The organism is Rufibacter roseus (genome assembly GCF_001647285.1).
GTDB lineage: Bacteria > Bacteroidota > Bacteroidia > Cytophagales > Hymenobacteraceae > Nibribacter > Nibribacter roseus.
The window spans coordinates 290,305-309,706 of sequence record NZ_LRML01000001.1; the positions used below are offsets into that span (position 1 = coordinate 290,305).

Sequence of the window (19,402 nt, forward strand, 5' to 3'; positions counted from 1 at the left end):
GTAAAGTTCATATAGGGGGCATAAAACTTCAAAACCAATACTTTGTCATGTGCAGTCAATGTCTGGCCTTGAGTGGCGGCCAATTGAGCGTAGCAGTTATTTTTGATTATAATTTGAAAGGATTAATTACATAATAATTTTATTTATTATCAATAGTTTAGCCCTTATTTATTTTCAGTTGAGTCTGTATCAACTTCTGAGTTAAGTAGTGTTCAATGGCTAAGCAGAAATTTTAAATTTAAGTATATTCTATAGTAGACTACTAACTTCTGTTAAACAAAAAGCTGCGGAGTTTTTGCCCTGCTTTTCAGAAAAGTAGGGCCAAAACACCGCAGCTTTCGGGTGATGTTATTTCTTCGCTTTTAAGTTACCTTCAAAAGGGTTAGAAGGTAAACAACTTAAGGCCTATACATATATGTTGTGCTCCAGAGCAAACATCTTTTGTCTTACCAATAGGCAAGCGCCAATAACTCCCGCTTGTTCTCCTAAGGCAGATATTCTGATTTGAGTATCATTGTTTACCAGACTCAGAGAGTACTTGTTGATGGCGCTCTTAATGGGCAGGAGAATGTAATCTTCAGTAGAAGATAGGCTGCCCCCAAGAATTATCAGCTCAGGATTGAAAATGTTAATGAGCAAGGCAATGCCCTTGCCAATCTTTTTGCCCACTTTGGCAATCAACTCAATTGCTAGCACGTCATCGTTCTGCGCGGCCGCGATGATGTCATCCAGTTTCAGGTCTTCCAACTCCCCGTCTTTCAGATCAATTAGAGTAGAAGCACCGGCCTGCAACCGTTCCTTGAACATTTTGATCAGGGCCCAGCCTGAAGCCTCTGTTTCCAGGCAGCCTTTCTTGCCGCATTTACAGATAATTTCGTTCTGGAAAACCGGAATGTGGCCAAACTCACCAGAGTACCCTGACTTGCCGTAGTAGAGTTGGTTGTTAATCATAACACCCATACCAATTCCATAGTCAAGGTTCAGGAACAATACATCTTTCTCTTTTTCTACTACGCCAGAACAGAACTCGCCGTAGGCCATGGCGCGCGAATCATTTTCAAGAAACACCTTTATACCCACGTGCTCTTCTATAATCTTGCTGAGCGGGTCATCATTAAAATGGAATACATTGTAGTTATACCCTTTGGCGTAGTTGATACGGCCGTAAAGGTTAATGCCTATGCCCAATATTTTAGACTTAGGCACCGGAAGCTCCTCAATAAATTTGGTGATAATGGCGCAAAGCTCCTCTAGTGACTCTTCAGAGTTGCTAAGGCGGTAAGGGTAATTATTTATGTTGCTAATCAGGTTCTTCTGAAAATCCGTCAGACCTATATTGATGTGGTGGGTTTTGACATCAATACCCAAGAAAAAGCCTGAGTCAGGTACTAAGCCATATACATTTGGTTTACGCCCCCCGGTAGAGTCAACTTTACCATGGTCCTGTACCAAGCCCTCACTAATTAAATCGTTTAAAATGCTGGTGATTTTAGGAACGCTTAAATTGAGTTCTTTGCCCAGTTCTGCAATAGTTGCGTTGCCTATGTTGGCAAAATAAGATATAACCTTCTTCTTAAGATTTACATTTTTAAACGCTACCCCAGGCGGAATGTCGCTGTTAATTTCCTCTATGAAGGTTTTAGCCTTTTTTGTTTTTTTTGCGAGGGCTTCAGTCATAAATTTAATTAGTATGATTTTATAGTTACGCAATTATAAAACTTTTTAAATAAAATCAAGATGAATGACTAAAAAAAATAAAAAATAGGCGTGGTTGAGTAGAGTGTTTATATTGATTGGAAAGGCTGCAGGTTGAATTATTAAAAAGTTATTTGCTAATAGAAGGAGAGCTATGATCTATTATCGCTTTACTTATCAAGCCCAAAACTGAAAGGTGTAATATCTAATTGGGGCTGCAGCAGGTCAAAGAACATTTCTTTTTGATGGCACAAAAGGACGCCCTCGTTCATGAATATGTTGGCAGAAGAATTTAAGATTAGGGGCTTGAGAAGCTCCGTATATGATCTTACTGTACAGTATTTCGTAAGAGGAAACAAAACCAAAATTTATGAATAACAGACCATCGCCGCCAATAGATGAACGCCTGAAATGGGTGGATTCTGTCTCCCGATTATTAGATAATCAGTTCCGCCTGCCTGGTACTAAGTTTCGCTTTGGGTTGGATCCTATAATAGGTTTAATACCGGTGGTAGGTGATCTCGGTTCATTTGCCATGTCAGGCGTATTGGTTATGACCATGGCAAAACATGGCGCCAGTCGCTATTTAGTTTTGCGGATGTTGTTCAATATCTTCCTTGATGCAGTAATTGGGGCAATCCCTATAATAGGCTGGATTTTTGACTTTACCTACAAAGCGAATCAGCGTAATATGAACCTGCTGCGCCGTCACTACCAAGAGGGCAAATACCAAGGAAAGGGTACTGGTTTTATGGTTGGAGTGTTGGTGGCTTTTCTACTGTTGTTTGCTCTACTCATATACGTGGTCTGGAAATTAGTTGAACTTTTATGGGGCTGGGCTTCTTCCATGTGGTAAGAAGCGCCATCTTTATGGTAAGGTTCTTGAAACAATTTTATTAGCACCTTAAAATAGGTAGTCTTTATCTCTGTAGCAGTCTTTTCTCCCCTGGGTGCAGATTTTTACTCTACGTTGGTATTGCCTTTGCTATTGTGAGCAGGGTAAACTGCTCTGCATGCTAATTCAGTACATTTACCTTGTACTCAACTTTTATATTGTTCTTCAGTTCTTAGCCCTGAGCTTATCTAACTCATTTTTCTTTTGCAACTAACGCCTCATGGAGGAACTTCTTTCGGAAAGTTCTTTCATGAGCGTTAGTTTTATTATATCATTAGATCTGCTTATAATTTAAAAAAGAGACGATCTGTTAATTTAAAATTTAAAAAGAATATCTAAATTTTAATTTTATTTAATAAGAAATTTATTCTATATTTATTCCGCCTATTGGTAAGAGCTATAGGTGAAAGCGTGCAACCAACATACCATCTGTTATTTCCTCCTTATGAAAAAACTGTCTCAACTGCTTCTCTTGTTAACTGTGAGTGGGTTTGCGTATGGCCAATCTTTAGACCCAAAACTCAACCAAGCTTTACTGCAAACAAAGCAAGGATCTATTGTGGAACTTCCTGGGTTTCTAAAACAGAATTTCCCTTCTATTGAATACCATAAAATAGTACAGCCAGGGCCGCAGTATCTTATTTCTGACGATCCAGAATACATTAGAGTACCTGAAGCCATTGCTTTTCAAGAGCCGGTGCAGCCTGGCGCAGTACGGCTTTATGTGTACAATGTGAATGGGGTGCAAGAGCCATCTAAAATTGACCGTAAAATCACAGCAGTCATTAAGAATACCGGAACTTCTGATATGCACTTGCGCATGCTCAAGTATTCTTCGCAGAAGCCTACCACAAACTACTTCAAATCAGGTAAAGAGGGTCTGGCTGATTATTTTGCCTCTAAGCCGGAAGAAAAAATAAGAACCATTAAACCCGGTCAGGCTATTGCCATAGATGAAAAGTTGGAAAAGAACGTTGTGAAATATGACGAGCTGGTGCATGGTTTCTATGAATTTGTCATTGATCAGCCTGGTCAGGTGAGCGTGATCCAAACAGATTTAAAAACCTCTGGCCCTGCAGCCTTGAAAAGAATAAAAGACGTGTTGCCGCCTAAAGGGCATAGTGGAGCTGGGCGTGGTGTATTTGGCGTGAGCAACTACCGCGTTTTGACTGACACCATACTTGATACTAAAAACGGTGCCGCCGAGTTAATTTTGGCGGATGGCAAGAAGGATCCATGGGTGCAGGGCTACGAAAGCTCCAGAGGCGAAGTGGCAAGTTTGGCTGGGAACTACGGAGTGATGTATGAAGTGGAGTTGAAGTGGAAAAGCACTGACAGCAAAGGTTTAGCGCTAGTGACTTGGAACTCCCGCGCCGATGATAACAAATGGTGCGGTGGAATGGCCACTACCATGGTCATGGACAAAGGTAAATATGAAGGCGGTATTGTTCAGTTGCCTAGTGACCGACTAAATACTAAAAAAGACCCTGAAGCTATTCTTATACAGATTTATCCGCCAGCTCCAAACGGAGAGGTGCAAACCATTAAATTCACTTATTCACCTCCTGGAGCATCTTGCTTGCCTACGCCGCTCATTTTTGTGCCGGTAGACATGAAGTAACGCAAAGTATTGATACAATAGAGGCTCTGCCTAATGAAGCATACAACGTCTATTCAAATTCTGCTGGCCTTCTTGCTGTTTGCGTATTCCGCCACGGAAGGAAAACAAAAGGAAGCCCAGGTAAACGTAAAAGCAGCCGCTAGCCCTGAGAAAATAGAATGGCACCCAGTGAACAAGTTTGGCATCCGGGGCTTAGGCTGGCAAGAATTGCAAGAAACCTTTACCCGTCTGCCTGCCAAAGCCCAAGGAGTAGTTTCTCCTGCGGTTTGGAAACTTAGCCAACACTCTGCGGGTCTTTACGTGCAGTTTGCCACTAACTCAACTACCATTAAGGTGAAATGGAGTGTTCGGGCCAACAACAGTTTCAGCCACATGGCGCCAACAGTTGTGAAAGGGGTAGACCTTTACGCCAGAGAGGGGCAGAACTGGCGCTGGGTTGGAGTGGGTAAGCCATCAGGCAAAAAGAACGAAGATGAAATTGCGACCAATTTGCCCTCGGGGCAGAAGGAGTTCATGCTTTATTTGCCTCTCTATGATGGAGTAGATTCAGTGGCTATTGGGGTAGAAAACGGTTCAACCATCAGTGGTTTGACGGAGCCTCAGAAGAAACCTATCGTTTTTTACGGAACCTCCATTACCCAAGGAGCCTGCGCGTCTCGTCCGGGAATGGCGTACCCTGCTATCATTGGGCGCTGCCTTAACCGTGAAACCGTCAATCTAGGATTCTCCGGAAATGGCAAAATGGATGAGGGAATGGCGAATCTGCTGACGGAGTTAGATCCTGCTTTGTTTGTGTTAGACTGCTTACCGAATTTGCAACCAGAGGAAGTGCTTCCCCGCACTTTGGCCGTGGTGAGAATGCTGCGGGCCGCTAAGCCGAATACGCCTATTCTATTAGTAGAAAATATAAACTATGCTCATAGTTGGGCAAACCAAAGGGTATCAAACTTAGTGCAGACTAAGAACAAGCACCTACAGCAGGCTTATAAAGAGTTACAGTCAGAAGGAGTAAAGAACCTCTTCTACCTTGACAACAAAAACCTGATGGTGTCCAGCGGAGAGGGAACGGTAGATGGTATTCATTTAACCGATTTGGGATTCGCCCACTTAGCTAATGAGTTAGCGAAAGAAATAAAAAGAATAGATAAAAAAGTAAAGCTGCCATAGGTGCTTTTCCGCTGTTTTGGGGCTGTTTTTAGAAAAATAGCCCCAAAACAGCGGGATTCAGTTCCAATTAAATCTTTAACCCTTCACCATGAAACAACTAACATTCATTACAGCCATAAGCTTCTATATCCTGTTTTTGGTTTCGCCAGCGTTGGCTCAAAAACCAGATAATTCCGCTATTTGGGAAAAGGAGATACAAGCTTTTGAAAAATTAGACAGCGCTAACATGCCAGCCCCTGGCGGCATTGTTTTTACAGGTAGCTCTTCCATTAGAGGCTGGCGCAGTTTACCGCAAGATTTTCCTGATTATCCTATCATCATGCGTGGGTTCGGAGGATCCCGGATAAATGATGCTACCTTTTACTTCGACCGCATTGTCAAGAAATACCAGCCCAAGCAAGTATTTCTTTATTCTGGAGACAACGACATAGCCAGTGGCAAAAATGCTGAGATGACTTTTGAGCAGTTCAAGGCATTTGCCAAGAAAATGAAGAAGGAGCTGCCAAAGGCGGAGTTGGTATATCTGTCTATTAAACCCAGCCTAGCCCGGTGGAACCTATACCCTGAAATGGAGAAGGCCAACAAAAAGATCAAGCGCTATGCCTTTTGGCACTCAAATGTAAAATTTGTAGATGTTAGTTCTGCCATGTTGGGTTCAGACGGAAAACCAAAGCCAGAATTGTTTGTGGGCGATGGTTTGCATATGACCCCTGCGGGCTATGAGTTGTGGAGGCAAATTGTACAACCGTATCTGCGCAAATAGAAACTATGGTAAAAGGCCTGCTGCATAAGAAGGGGTTAGGCGCGTGGGCGATAATGATACTTTGCTGGGCCATGGGCTGTTCCTCCTCTACACAAGTTCTGCAAGATGATGCATGGGTGGGGAATGCCTTAAAGCTGATTCCACAACCCCGCCAAATGCAGCAGGGCAAGGGCACATTTCTCCTGAATGCCCAAACCTGCATTCATATTGAGAAAGAGAGCTCTGCTGAGGTTCTAAACACAGCTCAGTTTTTGGCGCAGGCTCTACAAGAGGCAACCTCCTTGGGGTTGGAGGTAAAGCAACAGGAGGCTACACCTGCCAACACCATTCTTTTAAAAATTAACCCGTTGCTTGCCGTTGGGTCTGAAGGTTATGTGCTCTCTGTGCAACCAACAGGTGTGGTAGCCGAGGCCATCAGCCCACAAGGGTTGTTTTGGGCGGTACAAACCTTGCGGCAAATGGTGTTGCTTCAGAGTGCAGATTTTCAGAATGGCCAATTAACTAACATTAAGCTCCCAGTGGTGGAGATTCAGGATGCCCCAAGTTTTGGCTGGCGAGGCCTTATGCTAGATGTGAGCCGGCATTTTCTTTCCAAAGAGATCTTAAAGCGCTACATAGACCACATATCTTTTTACAAACTCAACACGCTGCACTTGCACCTGTCCGATGACCAAGGGTGGCGCTTGGAAATTCCGGCTTATCCAAATTTGACGACGGTGGGTGCTTGGCGGAAAGAGCCAGACGGGAGTCGTCATGGAGGCTATTACACTGCCTCTGACATACAGGAGCTGGTGGCTTATGCGCAGGTGCGCCAAGTAACTTTGATTCCGGAAATTGATGTGCCAGGGCATACTCAAGCCATACTGGCGGCATATCCTGAATTAAGCTGCACTGGCGGTCCTTTTGCCGTTTCTAACAAGGCAGGGGTGCATCCGGATATTTTATGTGCCGGCAATGAGAAAACCTACACGTTTCTTTCTGATGTCTTTGCGGAAGTAGCGGCTCTTTTCCCAGGGCAGTATTTGCACATTGGCGGTGACGAGGCGCCTAAGCAAAGGTGGAAGACCTGTGCTAAATGCCAACAACTCATGAAACGCCAGGGGCTGGCTAATGAAGAGGAGTTGCAGGGATACTTCACCCAAAGAATAGTAAACCTGTTGCAGCAGAACCGCAAAAAAGCAGTTGCTTGGGACGAGGTAATGCAAGGAGGGGTAGACACAGGCGCCGTGATTCAAGCATGGCATGGAGTTGATGCAGTTAAAGAAGCTGTGGAAAAAGGAGCAAAGGTGGTGGTTTCACCACGTAGTAGCTTTTACTTTGATTTGAACAGCGGCATTACCACCACTGAGAAAGTGTATGCTACCCCTGTTGTGCCAACAAGCCTCCCAGAAGCTGGGACGAAATTAGTGCTTGGTGCTGAAGCTGCCCTCTGGACGGAAGAAACACCAGAAAATAAAGTAGATGCCATGGTATTCCCACGTCTTTTGGCTTTTGCCGAAAATGTGTGGACAGAAAGTCATGGGCGGCCTTATCCGGAGTTTCAGTCCCGCTTACAAACTCATTATGGCTACTTAGAGAAATGGGGCGTGCGCTATGGGTTTGAAGAAATGCCGGTTAAAGTAAAGCCGTCTTATGTGGTTGATAGTAATCAGTTTGAGGTGATGTTGCAGCCGAGTTTGCCAAATGTGCAGTTGCATTACACACTAGACGGAACCGTTCCTACTCTACACGCTCCGGTTTATACTGGTAAACCAATACAATTTTCTTCCTCAGCTACCTTGAAAGTTGTGCCTTTCAAAGGGCAGCAACCATGGCATGCCCCAGTTGAAGCAGTTTTTGTGAGGCACCAGGCGTTGCACAAAAAGTCGGAATTGGAAAATCCTTACCATGCTTCCTACTCGGGCGGTGGTGCATTGGCGCTCACTGACGGTATTTTAGGCGATGAGGACTATAGAAAAGGTTTCTGGCAAGGCTTTGAAAAAGAAGATCTGGAGGTGGTCATTGATTTAGGCCAAGAGGAAATGGTAAAAGAAGTGGCCACCAGATTTCTGCAAGACGCAAATTCGTGGATTTTTCTTCCAACTTTAGTTGAGCTGTGGGTAGCGGGGGAGAGCAAGGAGTTCAAAAGAATGTCTGTGGCCACGCATCAGGTACCAATGCTGCAGGAGAAAGCAGTGGTGAAAGCTTTCTCACTGAAAGGAGGAAATGACAAAGTAAGATACATAAAAGTAAAAGCCAAAAACGTGGGAGTTTGTCCTCCTGGACACCCTGGGGCCGGAGGGGCTGCCTTTCTGATGGCTGATGAAATTATTGTAAAGTAGAAGATATGAAAAAACACACCGCATTACTCGCCCTCATATTGTTGTTGTTGCCATTTTTGGAGGTAAACGCCCAAGAGCTAAGAGGCATTTGGCTAGCTAGAAGTTCTTTTACCAGCAAAGCTAAAATTGCCTCACAAATGGACAGTCTGGCGGCTGCGAATTTCAATGTGGTCTATGTGAATGTCTGGAGCAGGGGGTACCCTTTGTGGCAAAGCAATGTGTTTAAGCAGCATACAGGCGTAGCCATTGACCCCACCTATAGCGGCCGTGATATTTTGGCCGAAGCAATTGCCGAAGGACACAGGGTAGGGCTTCATGTAGAAGCTTGGTTTGAATACGGTTTCGTGGCTGGGTATGCGCCTGGGGGAACTACATCTAAAGGCCCTATTTTTGAGGCACACCCTGACTGGGTGGCTCGTACGCAGGAAGGAGTTGAGAAGGATGGCAGTAACTTTTATTGGATGGTGCAAAGCCACCCGGATGTGCAGGATTTTCTGATTGATTTGGCGCTTGAAATAGTGAAGAACTATGATGTAGATGGTATAGAGATGGACCGTATCCGGTACTCTAGCAAAGCCTATGGTTATGACCCCTATACGGTAAATTTGTATAAGAGCGAGCACAATGGGGCAGACCCACCTGCAGACGGAGCTGATGCCAACTGGATGAGGTGGCGCGCTGATAAGATCAATCTTTTTGTGGCAAAGTTATATGATGCTATAAAAGCTGAAAACCCTAAAGTAAATGTATCTAGTGCGCCAAGCCAAATGGGATCATCTACTTACACCGCCTATGAAAACCTACTCCAAGACTGGAAGTGGTGGATCAGCAACAATAAGGTAGACAACCTGCAGATGCAGAGTTATAGCTCAAATATCAATACTTACCAGAACTGGAATAACTACACCAAGAACTCTATTAGTAACTATGAGCGTATCTATCCTTCGTTTGCAGTAAATCCGGGGTCTACTAATCTAACACCCCAGGAAGTGATAGATTATTATAATGTGACTATAGCGCAAGGGTTCAACGGGGCTGCTATGTGGTTTTATGATGATCTGGTGGGTAAATTCCATTATCTGCGGCAGAACAGGTTTACAACAGCCATGCATCCGCCTTATGCCTCGGCAGATTGGCGAGAACATAAAAGCATTACCACTCATGAAAATTCAGCTGATGTAGTAAAAACCGGCTCCTGGGCTACCAGCAGCTCTGACGGATATCAGGGAAAAAGTATTTATGGGGGAGTAAATGGTGCCGCCGCTGCTATAGAGTACTTTTTCAATGTGCCGGCCAATGCCTATTATGAAGTTTATGTTTATAATATTGCTGCCTCTAATAGAACAGCCAATGCAACTTATCAAGTTATTGACCATGCCGGTCTCTCAACTGAAAAGACATTAGACCAAACAAATGCTCGGTTAGCGGGTTGGAACAAGTTAGGTGATTTCTATCTTACCCAAGGCCGTCATAAAGTTATAAGGCTCACGAATGAGAATGTGGAAGCCGGCAAATATATAAGTGCCGATGCGATCATGATCATCCGTAACCGACGCTTAGATTCTTCCTCACCTCTGGGTGCCGGTAACCTTATTGAGGGGCAAGAGGAAGGGATGAATATATTCCCCAATCCTTCTGGCAGAAGTTTCAAAATTACTTTCTCTACCAACTCTAAAAAAGTGGAGAACATTTCTTTGGTAGAATTAAATGGCAGAGCAGTTTCTATTTCTTCTTCTGCTTTTAATGCGCAAACGCAGGTGTTGTCCCTTGCATCTTCTAACCTGAAGCCAGGAGTATATATATTACTGGTTCGGCGGGAGGGCGTAGTGTACAAAAGAAGAGTGATTATCCAATAAACTCCCCGATACTTATTAGCTACTGTTTTTAATAGGTTGCGACTTCGGTAAAGAAGCTGCTTTGGTAAGAGCGAGAGTTCTGCCAAGGTGCTTTTTGCATTTTAGCAGCGCCTTCTCAAGCAGGTAGAATGTTTTATAAATAATAATCTATTAAAAGTTTTGAAATTTATTTAATTAGAATAAATTTATATCAAATATTAAAGCTCATTTTACCTAAACTATTTAAAAACATGAATAAAACTCTACTCAATTTTAAAAAGCTAGTAGGAGTAAGCGCGCTTATGTTGTTAGTGCAGGCAGGGTACGCCCAAATGACATGGACAAAACCTGCTAATCTAAACACAGGTCTACCCGCATCAGTAGAAGTGTTTACTTCTACCACTCCAATAGTGGAAGGCGTACCTACCAAGGCGTACTATACAATTGCCGATCTAACTGACCAGCAATTAGAGCTTAAGGTTGCCTATGACTCTGATGTTAAAACTCCTAGTCAGTTTTTGGCAGCAGAAACTAGGGAGCCTGCTTACGTGGCGCTGAATGCCGGTTTCTTCGCAGGTGCTGCTCCTTTAAGCCTGGTGGTGCAAAATGGAGCTATCATTGCGCCTAATATCAGAAACTTCAACCGTGAATATAGTGGCACTCCAACTCCGTATTATCCTACCAGAAGCGCCTTTGGAATACTGCCTAACAATGAATTGGATGTAGCCTGGATCTACAATGTAGGCCCGGGAAATATTATGTATAGCTATCCTTCGCCTAGCCCCAATATTGAGGGAGAGGAGCCTCAGGCGCAGCCTACTGCAACTTTTCCATCCGGTGGAACGCTGTGGAACCCTGTAACTGCGGTAGGAGGAGCCCCTGTTTTGGTGCAGAATGGGGTAAAGCAGATAACAGATGCCCATGAACTCATCAAAGTAGATAACACCTCGCGCCGTGCCCGTACGGCCATAGGGTACACTGCAGATAAAAAAGTAATCATGTTAGTAGTAGAGGGTGGTAATGCCGGTGAAAGCGAAGGGGTGACTTTAAGTGAATTGGCTGATATAATGGTAAGTTTGGGTGCTGTGGAAGCCATGAACCTAGACGGAGGAGGATCTTCTGCCATGGTGGTAAAGGGTACGGGTACTATTAGGCCTTCAGATGCAGAAGGCAGAGAGCGTGCTATGCCAACCGCTATTATATTAAAGCAACGTGCTCCAGAGCCAATCATCTTTGATACAGAAATGACAGACAAGTATTTTGAAAGAGGTGGAAACTGGCGGAATACAGGCAACGCTGGTTATTATGGAGCCTCTCCGGCTCGTATTGTAGAGGTAGGGGGAACTGGTAGCAAAGTTGCTAAGTTTATTTTTTCCGGAATAGAGCCTGGTCAATACGAAGTAAGTACCTGGACAGTAGCTGCAAGTAACCGCTCAAAAGATACACCATTCACTTTTTACCACAATGGGGTGGCTCAGCCAGTAATTAGGGTTGACCAATCAGACGCGGCCATTAATTCAAAGTTTAAATTGTTGGGAACTTTTAATCTCACTGCAAATGATTCATTGGTAATTACCGATGCCGCTACAATGGCTTCTACTACCACCTTTATAACCGCTGACGCCATCAAACTACAGAAAGTAGGAACTCTCTCTTCCTCAAAAGCAGATGTATTGGCTCGCAGTGTGAATGTGTATCCGGTGCCAACCAGTGGCTTGCTTACTGTTAATGTGCCAGATGCTTTGCGTAAGCAGGGAAGCGTGTATGTAGTGAATTTAATTGGTGCAACTGTAGTGAAGAAACAAAACATAGCGTCTAATTCTGTGGGATTAGATTTAGGTTCCGTGCCTGCCGGCATATACCTGGTAGTGCTGGAATCTCCTGAGGGCAAGGTGGTGAAGCGTGTGGTGAAGAACTAATCTCAATTAATTTACATTGCTAGGGCTCCTGTTTTAGGGCTGTTTTCTTAAAAACAGCCCTAAAACAGGAGCCCTACTTTATTTTGAACTGGTATATGTTATATCTGGTCTAAGGTGAGCAGTCTGCTGCGCACTAAGAGGCACGCTCCAATCACGCCTGCCTGCTCGCCAAGTTTAGATACCTTAAGCTGCGTATCAGTATTGACAAGACTAAGGGAATATTTGTTTATAGCGCTTTTTATTGGTAACAAGATGTACTCTTCAGTAGAAGAAAGACTGCCCCCCAATATTACCAATTCCGGATTGAAGATATTGATCAAAAGAGCAATGCCTTTGCCAATCTTTTCGCCAATTTGGGCAATCAGTTCAATAGCCAAGATATCATCGTTGTGGGCTGCTCTGATGATGTCTTCTAATTTAAGATCTTCAGGCTTTATGTTTTCTCGGGTAATGAGGGTAGAGGTGCCGGCCTGTAGGCTTTCTTTGAACATTTCAACCAATGCCCAGCCAGAAGCCTCTGTTTCCAGGCAGCCTTTCTTGCCGCATTTACAGATAATTTCGTTCTGGAAAATAGGAATGTGGCCAAACTCCCCAGAGTAACCTGACTTGCCGTAGTACAATTGGCTGTCTATCATCATGCCCATGCCGATACCGTAGTCCAAGTTGAGGAACAGTACATCTTTTTCGCCGTTCACCACGCCAGCGCAAAACTCACCATAGGCCATGGCTCTGGAGTCATTCTCCAGAAACACCTTTATGCCTACTTCTGACTCAATAATTTTGCTTAGCGGATCTTCGTAAAAGTGAAAAAAACTGTAACTGTAACCTTTGGCATAGTTAATCCGGCCAGACAGGTTAATGCCAATGCCTAATATCTTTTCACGGGGAATGGTGAGTTTGTTGATGAAATTTTTAATAATCTGGCAGAGTTCCCGTAAGGATTCTTCATTATTGGTTAAGCGGTAGGGGTATTGCTCAAAGCTACTGGCCAAATTTTTTTGAAAATCAGCCAAGCCAATGTTGATGTGGTGCTTTTTAACATCAATACCCAAAAAGAAACCAGATTCTGGGGCCAAACCATAGACATTAGGCTTTCGCCCACCTGTGGAGTCTACTTTGCCATGGTCCTGCACTAATCCATCTTGAATAAGTTCATTCACCAGACTAGTAACTTTGGGTATGCTTAAGCTAAGTTCTTTCCCTATTTCAGCAATGGTGGCATTTCCAACATTAGCAAAATAAGAAATAACTTTCTTTTTGAGATTCACATTTTTATAAGCCACACCAGTGGCGTTTTCGCTGTTTATATCTGTAAAAAAGTTAGTTGTCATTTTTTTTTCAGTATGGTATTTAGGAGGATGATGCATTCAATAGAGTTAGTTCAAATTTATTCTTTTTTAAAAATCTTTTAATGGAAACTGCTGCATATTATAAAAGTTAAGCTGCTTTTATATTTGATATAGCTTAAATCAAAGAGTGAGTTAAGTAATTCAAAAAATTGTATAAGTAAGTTAGACCTCCTAAACAGTGTGATTAAGCCCTTACATTGGTATATCAATATGAGAGTCTCTACTACCTGTAGATATGAATTCCTTAAAATCAATGTAAGGCTAACTGTAGACTGGTGAAGATCATTCTATCTTATAATCTCAAAAGACTAATAGGTAGTTTGGTGTTGATTATCGAAGAGGGCAAAAAAATGCCTTATCTATAAGAAGGTTTCCTATTCTTATTGACTCAGTCATAAAAGTTATTAAAATACAAGCCATTACTGGAAGTTTATGAATAAGCAAACTCCTAAAACCTTACAATTAGTTAGCTAAGGCAGGATAGGAGGCTATTGGAACTGACCTTTCTTGATTAGGCATCTACACAACAGAGTCAACTTCCCCTTCTTTCATCTCTAAAATTTCAGTGCTTACAGCAGTTGGGGTGCTTTCAAGATAAAAAGTATCATTTCTTTTGAAGGAACGGATGTCTTTTTTAAAAACTTAATAAAAATAATTAATAATTTCTTGTTGTTTTTAAAGGTTATTGCTACTTTAGTGTTGAACAATAATTTAATATGGCATTGATTAAAAAGAGCTGCTTTTTTCTTCTGTTTTGGCTGGTAGCAGCCAAAGTTCCGGCTATTGCCCAAACAGTCAAAACTGAACTATTGATCATAGGAGGTGGAGCCAGTGGTACTACTGCCGGGGTGCAGGCTGCCCGCATGGGCACCAACGTATTGATTATTGAAGAAACCCAATGGCTAGGAGGTATGCTTACCTCAGCAGGTGTGTCAGCCATTGATGGCAACCACCAGATGCCCTCTGGCCTGTGGGGAGAGTTCCGGCAAAAGCTTTACAACTATTATGGCGGACCGGCTGCAGTAGAAACTGGTTGGGTAAGCAATACACTTTTTGAACCGTCTGTGGGCAATAAATTGCTGAAAGAGCTAGCTCAGGAAAAGAATCTGACCATTTGGTACAATACCAAGTGGGAAGACCTCAAAAAAACTGAATATGGCTGGAAAGTAACCGTTCGGCAAGGCAAAAAAAAGAGAGCTGTTGAGGCCAAATTGATTATAGATGCTACTGAACTGGGTGATGTGATGGCCAAGGCTGGAGCCACCTATGACATTGGCATGGACAGCCGATATGAAACCGGTGAGGAGTTTGCGCCTGAAAAAGCCAATGACATCATCCAAGACATGACCTATGTAGTGGTATTGAAAGATTACGGAAAAGGGAAAGACAAAACCATTAAAAAGCCTGCCGGATACAACCCTAAGGAATTTGACTGCGCCTGTGACGTGTCTGACCCAGCTGCTGATGGAGGCCCAAATGAGAACTGTCTTGAAATGATGGGCTACGGTAAATTGCCGAATAACAAATACATGATAAACTGGCCAAAATGCGGAAATGATATCTACCTAAACATTATAGAAAAATCTCCGGAAGAGCGGGCGGAGGCTTTGAAAGAAGCCAAGCTTCATACGCTCCGTTTTCTGTATTACCTGCAGACAGAGCTTGGGTTTAAAAACCTAGGCATCGCAGATGATGAATTCCCTACCGCTGACAAGCTGCCAATGATTCCGTACCACCGTGAATCAAGACGGGTAGACGGTTTAGCCCGGTTTGCCCTGCAGCATGTAGCTAAACCATTTGACCAGAAAGAAGCTTACTACCGTACCGGTATTGCCGTGGGCGATTATACCATTGACCACCATCACCTTAAAAACCCGGAGGCGCCAGATATTGATTTCGTAAAAATAAAGGTACCTTCTTACAATGTTCCATTGGGTTCCCTTATACCTAAGGGAGTGGAAGACTTGATAGTGGCAGAAAAGAGTATTAGCGTCACCAATATTGTGAATGGAGCCACGCGCCTACAGCCGGTTGTTTTAGGCATAGGCCAGGCTGCAGGTGCTTTAGCTGGTGTTGCCTTGAAGAACAATGTAGAGCCCCGTGAAGTGAGCATCAGAGAAGTGCAGCAGGTTTTGCTTGATTCTAAGGCTTACTTGATGCCTTATATAGATGTGAAACCCCAAGATCCGCACTTTCAGGCTATACAGCGCATTGGTGCCACCGGCATATTGAAAGGAGTAGGCTTGCCATATAAATGGGCAAACCAAACGTGGTTTTACCCTGAGCGCCCCATTAGTGAATATGAGCTGGTGTCGGGTCTTAAACTTTACTATGAAGAATTAAAAGCTTTTCAGGCTTCGGGTCAGAACCTGACTCTTAAAGTTTTTGCTGAAGTGCTAAGTGCCATTGATCCAGCTCTGACTTATGAAAAGGTTGCGGCAGAATGGGTAAAGTTACAATTAGGAGAACAAGCAGCGCCAGAGGTAGAGTTGAATAGGAGGCAGGCGGCGGTAATGGTAGACCAGCTGCTGAATCCGTTTGCCAAACCTGTTGATTTTAACGGTCAACTGCTTTGATACCTTTTTATTACGCTTCCAAAATTTCATTCTCACTAAATCCTCACTAAACCTATGACAAAGCTTTTACAAATGGCTAGGCAGCAACTCAGGTTGTGCTCATTAGCTCTTCTACTGGTCATGCTCGCGTGTTGGCAAAACACGGTGCTAGCTCAGGCGCAAACAATAAAAGGAAAGGTCACTGACAATGCCGGGGAGGCATTGCCAGGTGTTTCTGTGGTAATCAAAGGAACCACTTCGGGTACCTCAACAGATATCAACGGAGAATTCCAAATTCCAGTTTCTGCAGGGGCAAACACATTGGTATTTAGTTACATTGGGTATGAATCCCAGGAGTTGAGTGCGCAGGCCGGAAGTGAAATTTCAGTAAAGCTGCAAAATTCAGCCAGTGCTATAGATGAGGTGTTGGTAGTGGGGTACGGTACTCAGAAAAGAACCACCATGACTGGTTCTGTAGCTCAGATTGGGAACAAGGAGATCACACAGGCACCTCCAATGAACCTCTCCAACGTGTTAGCGGGTCGTTTACCTGGTTTGGTGGCGGTGCAGAACTCCGGTAGACCTGGGGCAGATAATTCTGCCTTATTGGTTAGGGGGTTAAGTACCACCAATGGAGCTGCCCAAGGACCTCTGATTATTGTAGATGGCGTCCCTAGAGATAACTTCCAAAACCTTGATCCTAGTGAAGTGGAAACTATCTCTATTCTGAAAGACGCTTCGGCAGCGGTGTATGGGGTGCAGGCCTCAAACGGGGTGATTTTGATCACGACCAAGCGTGGTAAAGTAGGTAAACCTGCTATTACTTATAACACTTCATTTGCCTTAAACTCAAATACCAGATTCCCTAAGTTCCTGAATGGCCCTGATTATATGCAGTGGATCAAGAGAGGGGAGGAAATGGATAATGATTATCTGATGAACACTGGCGGAGATCCACTTCCGCTTACCTACACAGAAGATCAGATTCAGGCATTAAGAAATGGTACCCACACCGCCGATTTCGGAAACACAGACTGGGTAGGTGACTTAGTGGACAACGTTTCTACTTCACAATACCACAACGTTTCTATAAGCGGGGGAACAGATAAAATGAGGTATTTTACCAGCCTGGGGTACTTTGACCAAAATGGGGTGGTAAAGAACACCAATTTTACCCGTTACAATTTCAGAACTAACCTGGATGTGACTTTCAATGATTATCTCTCTTCCATCATCACGTTGGGCGCGCGCCGTGAGGACAGAGAGAACCCAGGGGTTGTGGCAGACAACTCTGTTTGGATGAGCCCCTTTTACCAAGCGGTAAGAGCATTGCCCAACATTCCGGCTACCTATGATGGTCTTCCTGCTGCGGGTTGGAGAAGTGGTGGTGGGGTAAACCCAATTGCCGCAGTTGAAAATTCTGGTTTTCAAAGATCTGAGACCGACGTTTTCCAAACTAACCTTTCTCTCGTTTTCAAGGTTCCTGGTGTAAAAGGGCTGGAAATGAAGGTACAGGGAGCCTATGATAAGATTCTGACAGAGTCTAAGAATTGGCTCACTCCCTACTATTTGTCTACCAGACAAATAACAAATACTGGTTTTGTGTGGAGCAGAAGTTTAGCTCCTACTGCCACTACCACTGTGCTGTCTCAGGGGTACACACAAAGAAGCCACACCATGTTCCAACCAAGTATTAACTATTCTACTACCGTTGGTAACGACCATACCGTTTCTGCTTTGTTATTATACGAATTCAGCCAGTTTGAAAATAAGAATATGACGGCTGGGGCAAGAAACTTCCCTTTGACCAATATACCGGAACTAAATTTTGGAGGATCGGCAACAGAAGATTTCGTTCGTCCGGGTGGTGCATCTTCGCTAACGTCTAGAGGTGGCTATGTTACAAGGTTGAACTATGGGTTTCAAGGAAAGTATTTACTTGAATTCTCTGCCCGTTATGATGAATCCAGTAACTTCCCAAAACATAATAGAGCCGGATTCTTCCCTGGAGCATCAGTGGGTTGGGTAGTAAGTAATGAACCCTTTTTTAAAGATTTCTCTTCTTCCGTTAACTTCTTAAAGCTTAGAGGCTCTTACGGAAAAGTAGGAAATGACAGAGCTTCAAACTCTTTTGCCTACCTGAATACTTTCGCTTTAACAACTGCTCCAGTTGTAGTAATAGGGGGTAAGCCAATTGCTGCACTTTACACAGGTAGCCCCGCCAACCTGAATTTGACTTGGGAAACTACTACCATATCTAACGTTGGGTTAGAAACTTCCTTCTGGAGAGGCTTATTAGATGTAGAGGTAGATTTCTTTTACAAGGTGACCCGTGACATCCTTCAGGGAGTGTCAGGTATCTATCCTCCATCAATTGGAGGTTTCTTCCCAAGTACGAATAATTCAGCGGTGGTTGACAATAGAGGGGTAGACTTACAGATTAGACACCGTAATTCTATCAATAAATTTAGCTACGGGGTTACCGGTAACTTCAACTACGCAAAGAACAGAATTCTGGAATATGATCAAGCCGCCAATATTGCTGAATGGCAAAATCAAATTGGCAGGCCAATGGGCGGGAAGTACGGTTTTATTTCTGAAGGTCTTTTCCAATCATGGGAAGAAGTTAACAACTGGGCAAGTTCTCCCAGCGGACAAGCTGCTCCAGGGTTTGTTAAGTACAGAGATTTGAACGGAGATGGTCAGATCAACGCCAGTGACCAAACCTATATAGGGCTTAGCAATGTGCCAGAGATAATGTATGGCTTAAACTTAGATGCCCAGTACGGACCTTTTGACTTTTCTGCCTTGTTTCAGGGGGCAGCCAGAAGAGATGTGGCTTTGGGCGGTACGTATGAAGGAGCCGCTGGGGTATCAGGGGTGGCAGATAATACACCGTTTACCCGCTCTTTCTATAACCTAGGGAACTCACCTTATTACATAGTAGAGAATTCCTGGACTCCAGAAAACCCAGGTGCCTATTATCCAAGATTACAGGCTAACAGAAGCGGAGCGCCAAATCACAATGGCCACCCCAACTCTCATTTTGTGGTAGATGGATCTTACCTGCGTCTTAAGTCTGTACAAGTAGGGTACAGTATTAACAAAGCCTTCCTGAATAAGCTAAAAGTAGAGCAGTGGAGGTTCTATGTTGCTGGCTCTAACATTTTCACCATCTCAGATGACCGTCTGAAGTACCTTGATCCGGAAATGCCAAACGTGAGCAATGGTTTCTATCCGCAGCAAAGAGTAGTGACAGTAGGTACTAACATAACTTTCTAG

General features: G+C 43.7%; 11 protein-coding genes. 9 read left to right on the forward strand and 2 right to left on the reverse strand.

Translation table 11 applies throughout. From position 1 onward, the window contains the following. Positions 1 to 405: 405 nt before the first annotated feature. Entirely contained in the window at positions 406 to 1,677 is a 1,272-nt protein-coding gene (locus tag A8O23_RS00925) for an ROK family protein (protein ID WP_066615412.1), read from the reverse strand. 388 nt (positions 1,678 to 2,065) lie between these two features. On the opposite strand from A8O23_RS00925, the gene A8O23_RS00930 reads away from it, so the two are divergent. From A8O23_RS00930 to A8O23_RS00960, 7 genes are all read left to right on the forward strand, one after another. Beyond that, on the forward strand, positions 2,066 to 2,551 hold the full coding sequence (locus tag A8O23_RS00930) for a DUF4112 domain-containing protein (RefSeq protein ID WP_066615415.1): 486 nt from the start codon (positions 2,066 to 2,068) through the stop codon (positions 2,549 to 2,551). 484 nt (positions 2,552 to 3,035) lie between these two features. Then, positions 3,036 to 4,211, forward strand: coding sequence for a copper amine oxidase (locus A8O23_RS00935; protein ID WP_066615416.1), 1,176 nt, complete (start codon positions 3,036 to 3,038; stop codon positions 4,209 to 4,211). Positions 4,212 to 4,244: 33 nt separating this feature from the next. After that, on the forward strand, positions 4,245 to 5,378 hold the full coding sequence (locus tag A8O23_RS00940) for an SGNH/GDSL hydrolase family protein (protein WP_066615419.1): 1,134 nt from the start codon (positions 4,245 to 4,247) through the stop codon (positions 5,376 to 5,378). Between the two features lie 88 nt (positions 5,379 to 5,466). Then, positions 5,467 to 6,141, forward strand: a complete 675-nt coding sequence (locus tag A8O23_RS00945) for an SGNH/GDSL hydrolase family protein (protein WP_066615421.1) — start codon at positions 5,467 to 5,469, stop codon at positions 6,139 to 6,141. Between the two features lie 5 nt (positions 6,142 to 6,146). Continuing rightward, positions 6,147 to 8,462, forward strand: coding sequence for a beta-N-acetylhexosaminidase (locus A8O23_RS00950; protein ID WP_066615423.1), 2,316 nt, complete (start codon positions 6,147 to 6,149; stop codon positions 8,460 to 8,462). A 5-nt stretch (positions 8,463 to 8,467) separates the two neighbouring features. Next, on the forward strand, positions 8,468 to 10,318 hold the full coding sequence (locus A8O23_RS00955) for a family 10 glycosylhydrolase (RefSeq protein WP_066615425.1): 1,851 nt from the start codon (positions 8,468 to 8,470) through the stop codon (positions 10,316 to 10,318). Between the two features lie 230 nt (positions 10,319 to 10,548). Then, on the forward strand, positions 10,549 to 12,216 hold the full coding sequence (locus A8O23_RS00960) for a phosphodiester glycosidase family protein (protein WP_066615426.1): 1,668 nt from the start codon (positions 10,549 to 10,551) through the stop codon (positions 12,214 to 12,216). Between the two features lie 98 nt (positions 12,217 to 12,314). Here A8O23_RS00960 and A8O23_RS00965 read toward each other — a convergent pair whose 3' ends face one another. Beyond that, a complete protein-coding gene (locus tag A8O23_RS00965) occupies positions 12,315 to 13,547 on the reverse strand; it encodes an ROK family transcriptional regulator (protein ID WP_066615864.1) in 1,233 nt (410 codons plus the stop codon). A 734-nt stretch (positions 13,548 to 14,281) separates the two neighbouring features. Here A8O23_RS00965 and A8O23_RS00970 point away from each other — a divergent pair. Then, entirely contained in the window at positions 14,282 to 16,141 is a 1,860-nt protein-coding gene (locus tag A8O23_RS00970; protein WP_066615429.1) for an FAD-dependent oxidoreductase, read from the forward strand. Between the two features lie 54 nt (positions 16,142 to 16,195). Continuing rightward, positions 16,196 to 19,402, forward strand: a complete 3,207-nt coding sequence (locus A8O23_RS00975) for a SusC/RagA family TonB-linked outer membrane protein (protein ID WP_082882827.1) — start codon at positions 16,196 to 16,198, stop codon at positions 19,400 to 19,402.

Excerpts from the sequence above, each read along its gene's own strand:
- A8O23_RS00925 (WP_066615412.1), bottom strand. The coding sequence starts at position 1,677 with ATGACTGAAGCCCTCGCAAAAAAAACAAAAAAGGCTAAAACCTTCATA.
- A8O23_RS00930 (WP_066615415.1), top strand. The coding sequence starts at position 2,066 with ATGAATAACAGACCATCGCCGCCAATAGATGAACGCCTGAAATGGGTG.
- A8O23_RS00935 (WP_066615416.1), top strand. The coding sequence starts at position 3,036 with ATGAAAAAACTGTCTCAACTGCTTCTCTTGTTAACTGTGAGTGGGTTT.
- A8O23_RS00940 (WP_066615419.1), top strand. The coding sequence starts at position 4,245 with ATGAAGCATACAACGTCTATTCAAATTCTGCTGGCCTTCTTGCTGTTT.
- A8O23_RS00945 (WP_066615421.1), top strand. The coding sequence starts at position 5,467 with ATGAAACAACTAACATTCATTACAGCCATAAGCTTCTATATCCTGTTT.
- A8O23_RS00950 (WP_066615423.1), top strand. The coding sequence starts at position 6,147 with ATGGTAAAAGGCCTGCTGCATAAGAAGGGGTTAGGCGCGTGGGCGATA.
- A8O23_RS00955 (WP_066615425.1), top strand. The coding sequence starts at position 8,468 with ATGAAAAAACACACCGCATTACTCGCCCTCATATTGTTGTTGTTGCCA.
- A8O23_RS00960 (WP_066615426.1), top strand. The coding sequence starts at position 10,549 with ATGAATAAAACTCTACTCAATTTTAAAAAGCTAGTAGGAGTAAGCGCG.
- A8O23_RS00965 (WP_066615864.1), bottom strand. The coding sequence starts at position 13,547 with ATGACAACTAACTTTTTTACAGATATAAACAGCGAAAACGCCACTGGT.
- A8O23_RS00970 (WP_066615429.1), top strand. The coding sequence starts at position 14,282 with ATGGCATTGATTAAAAAGAGCTGCTTTTTTCTTCTGTTTTGGCTGGTA.
- A8O23_RS00975 (WP_082882827.1), top strand. The coding sequence starts at position 16,196 with ATGACAAAGCTTTTACAAATGGCTAGGCAGCAACTCAGGTTGTGCTCA.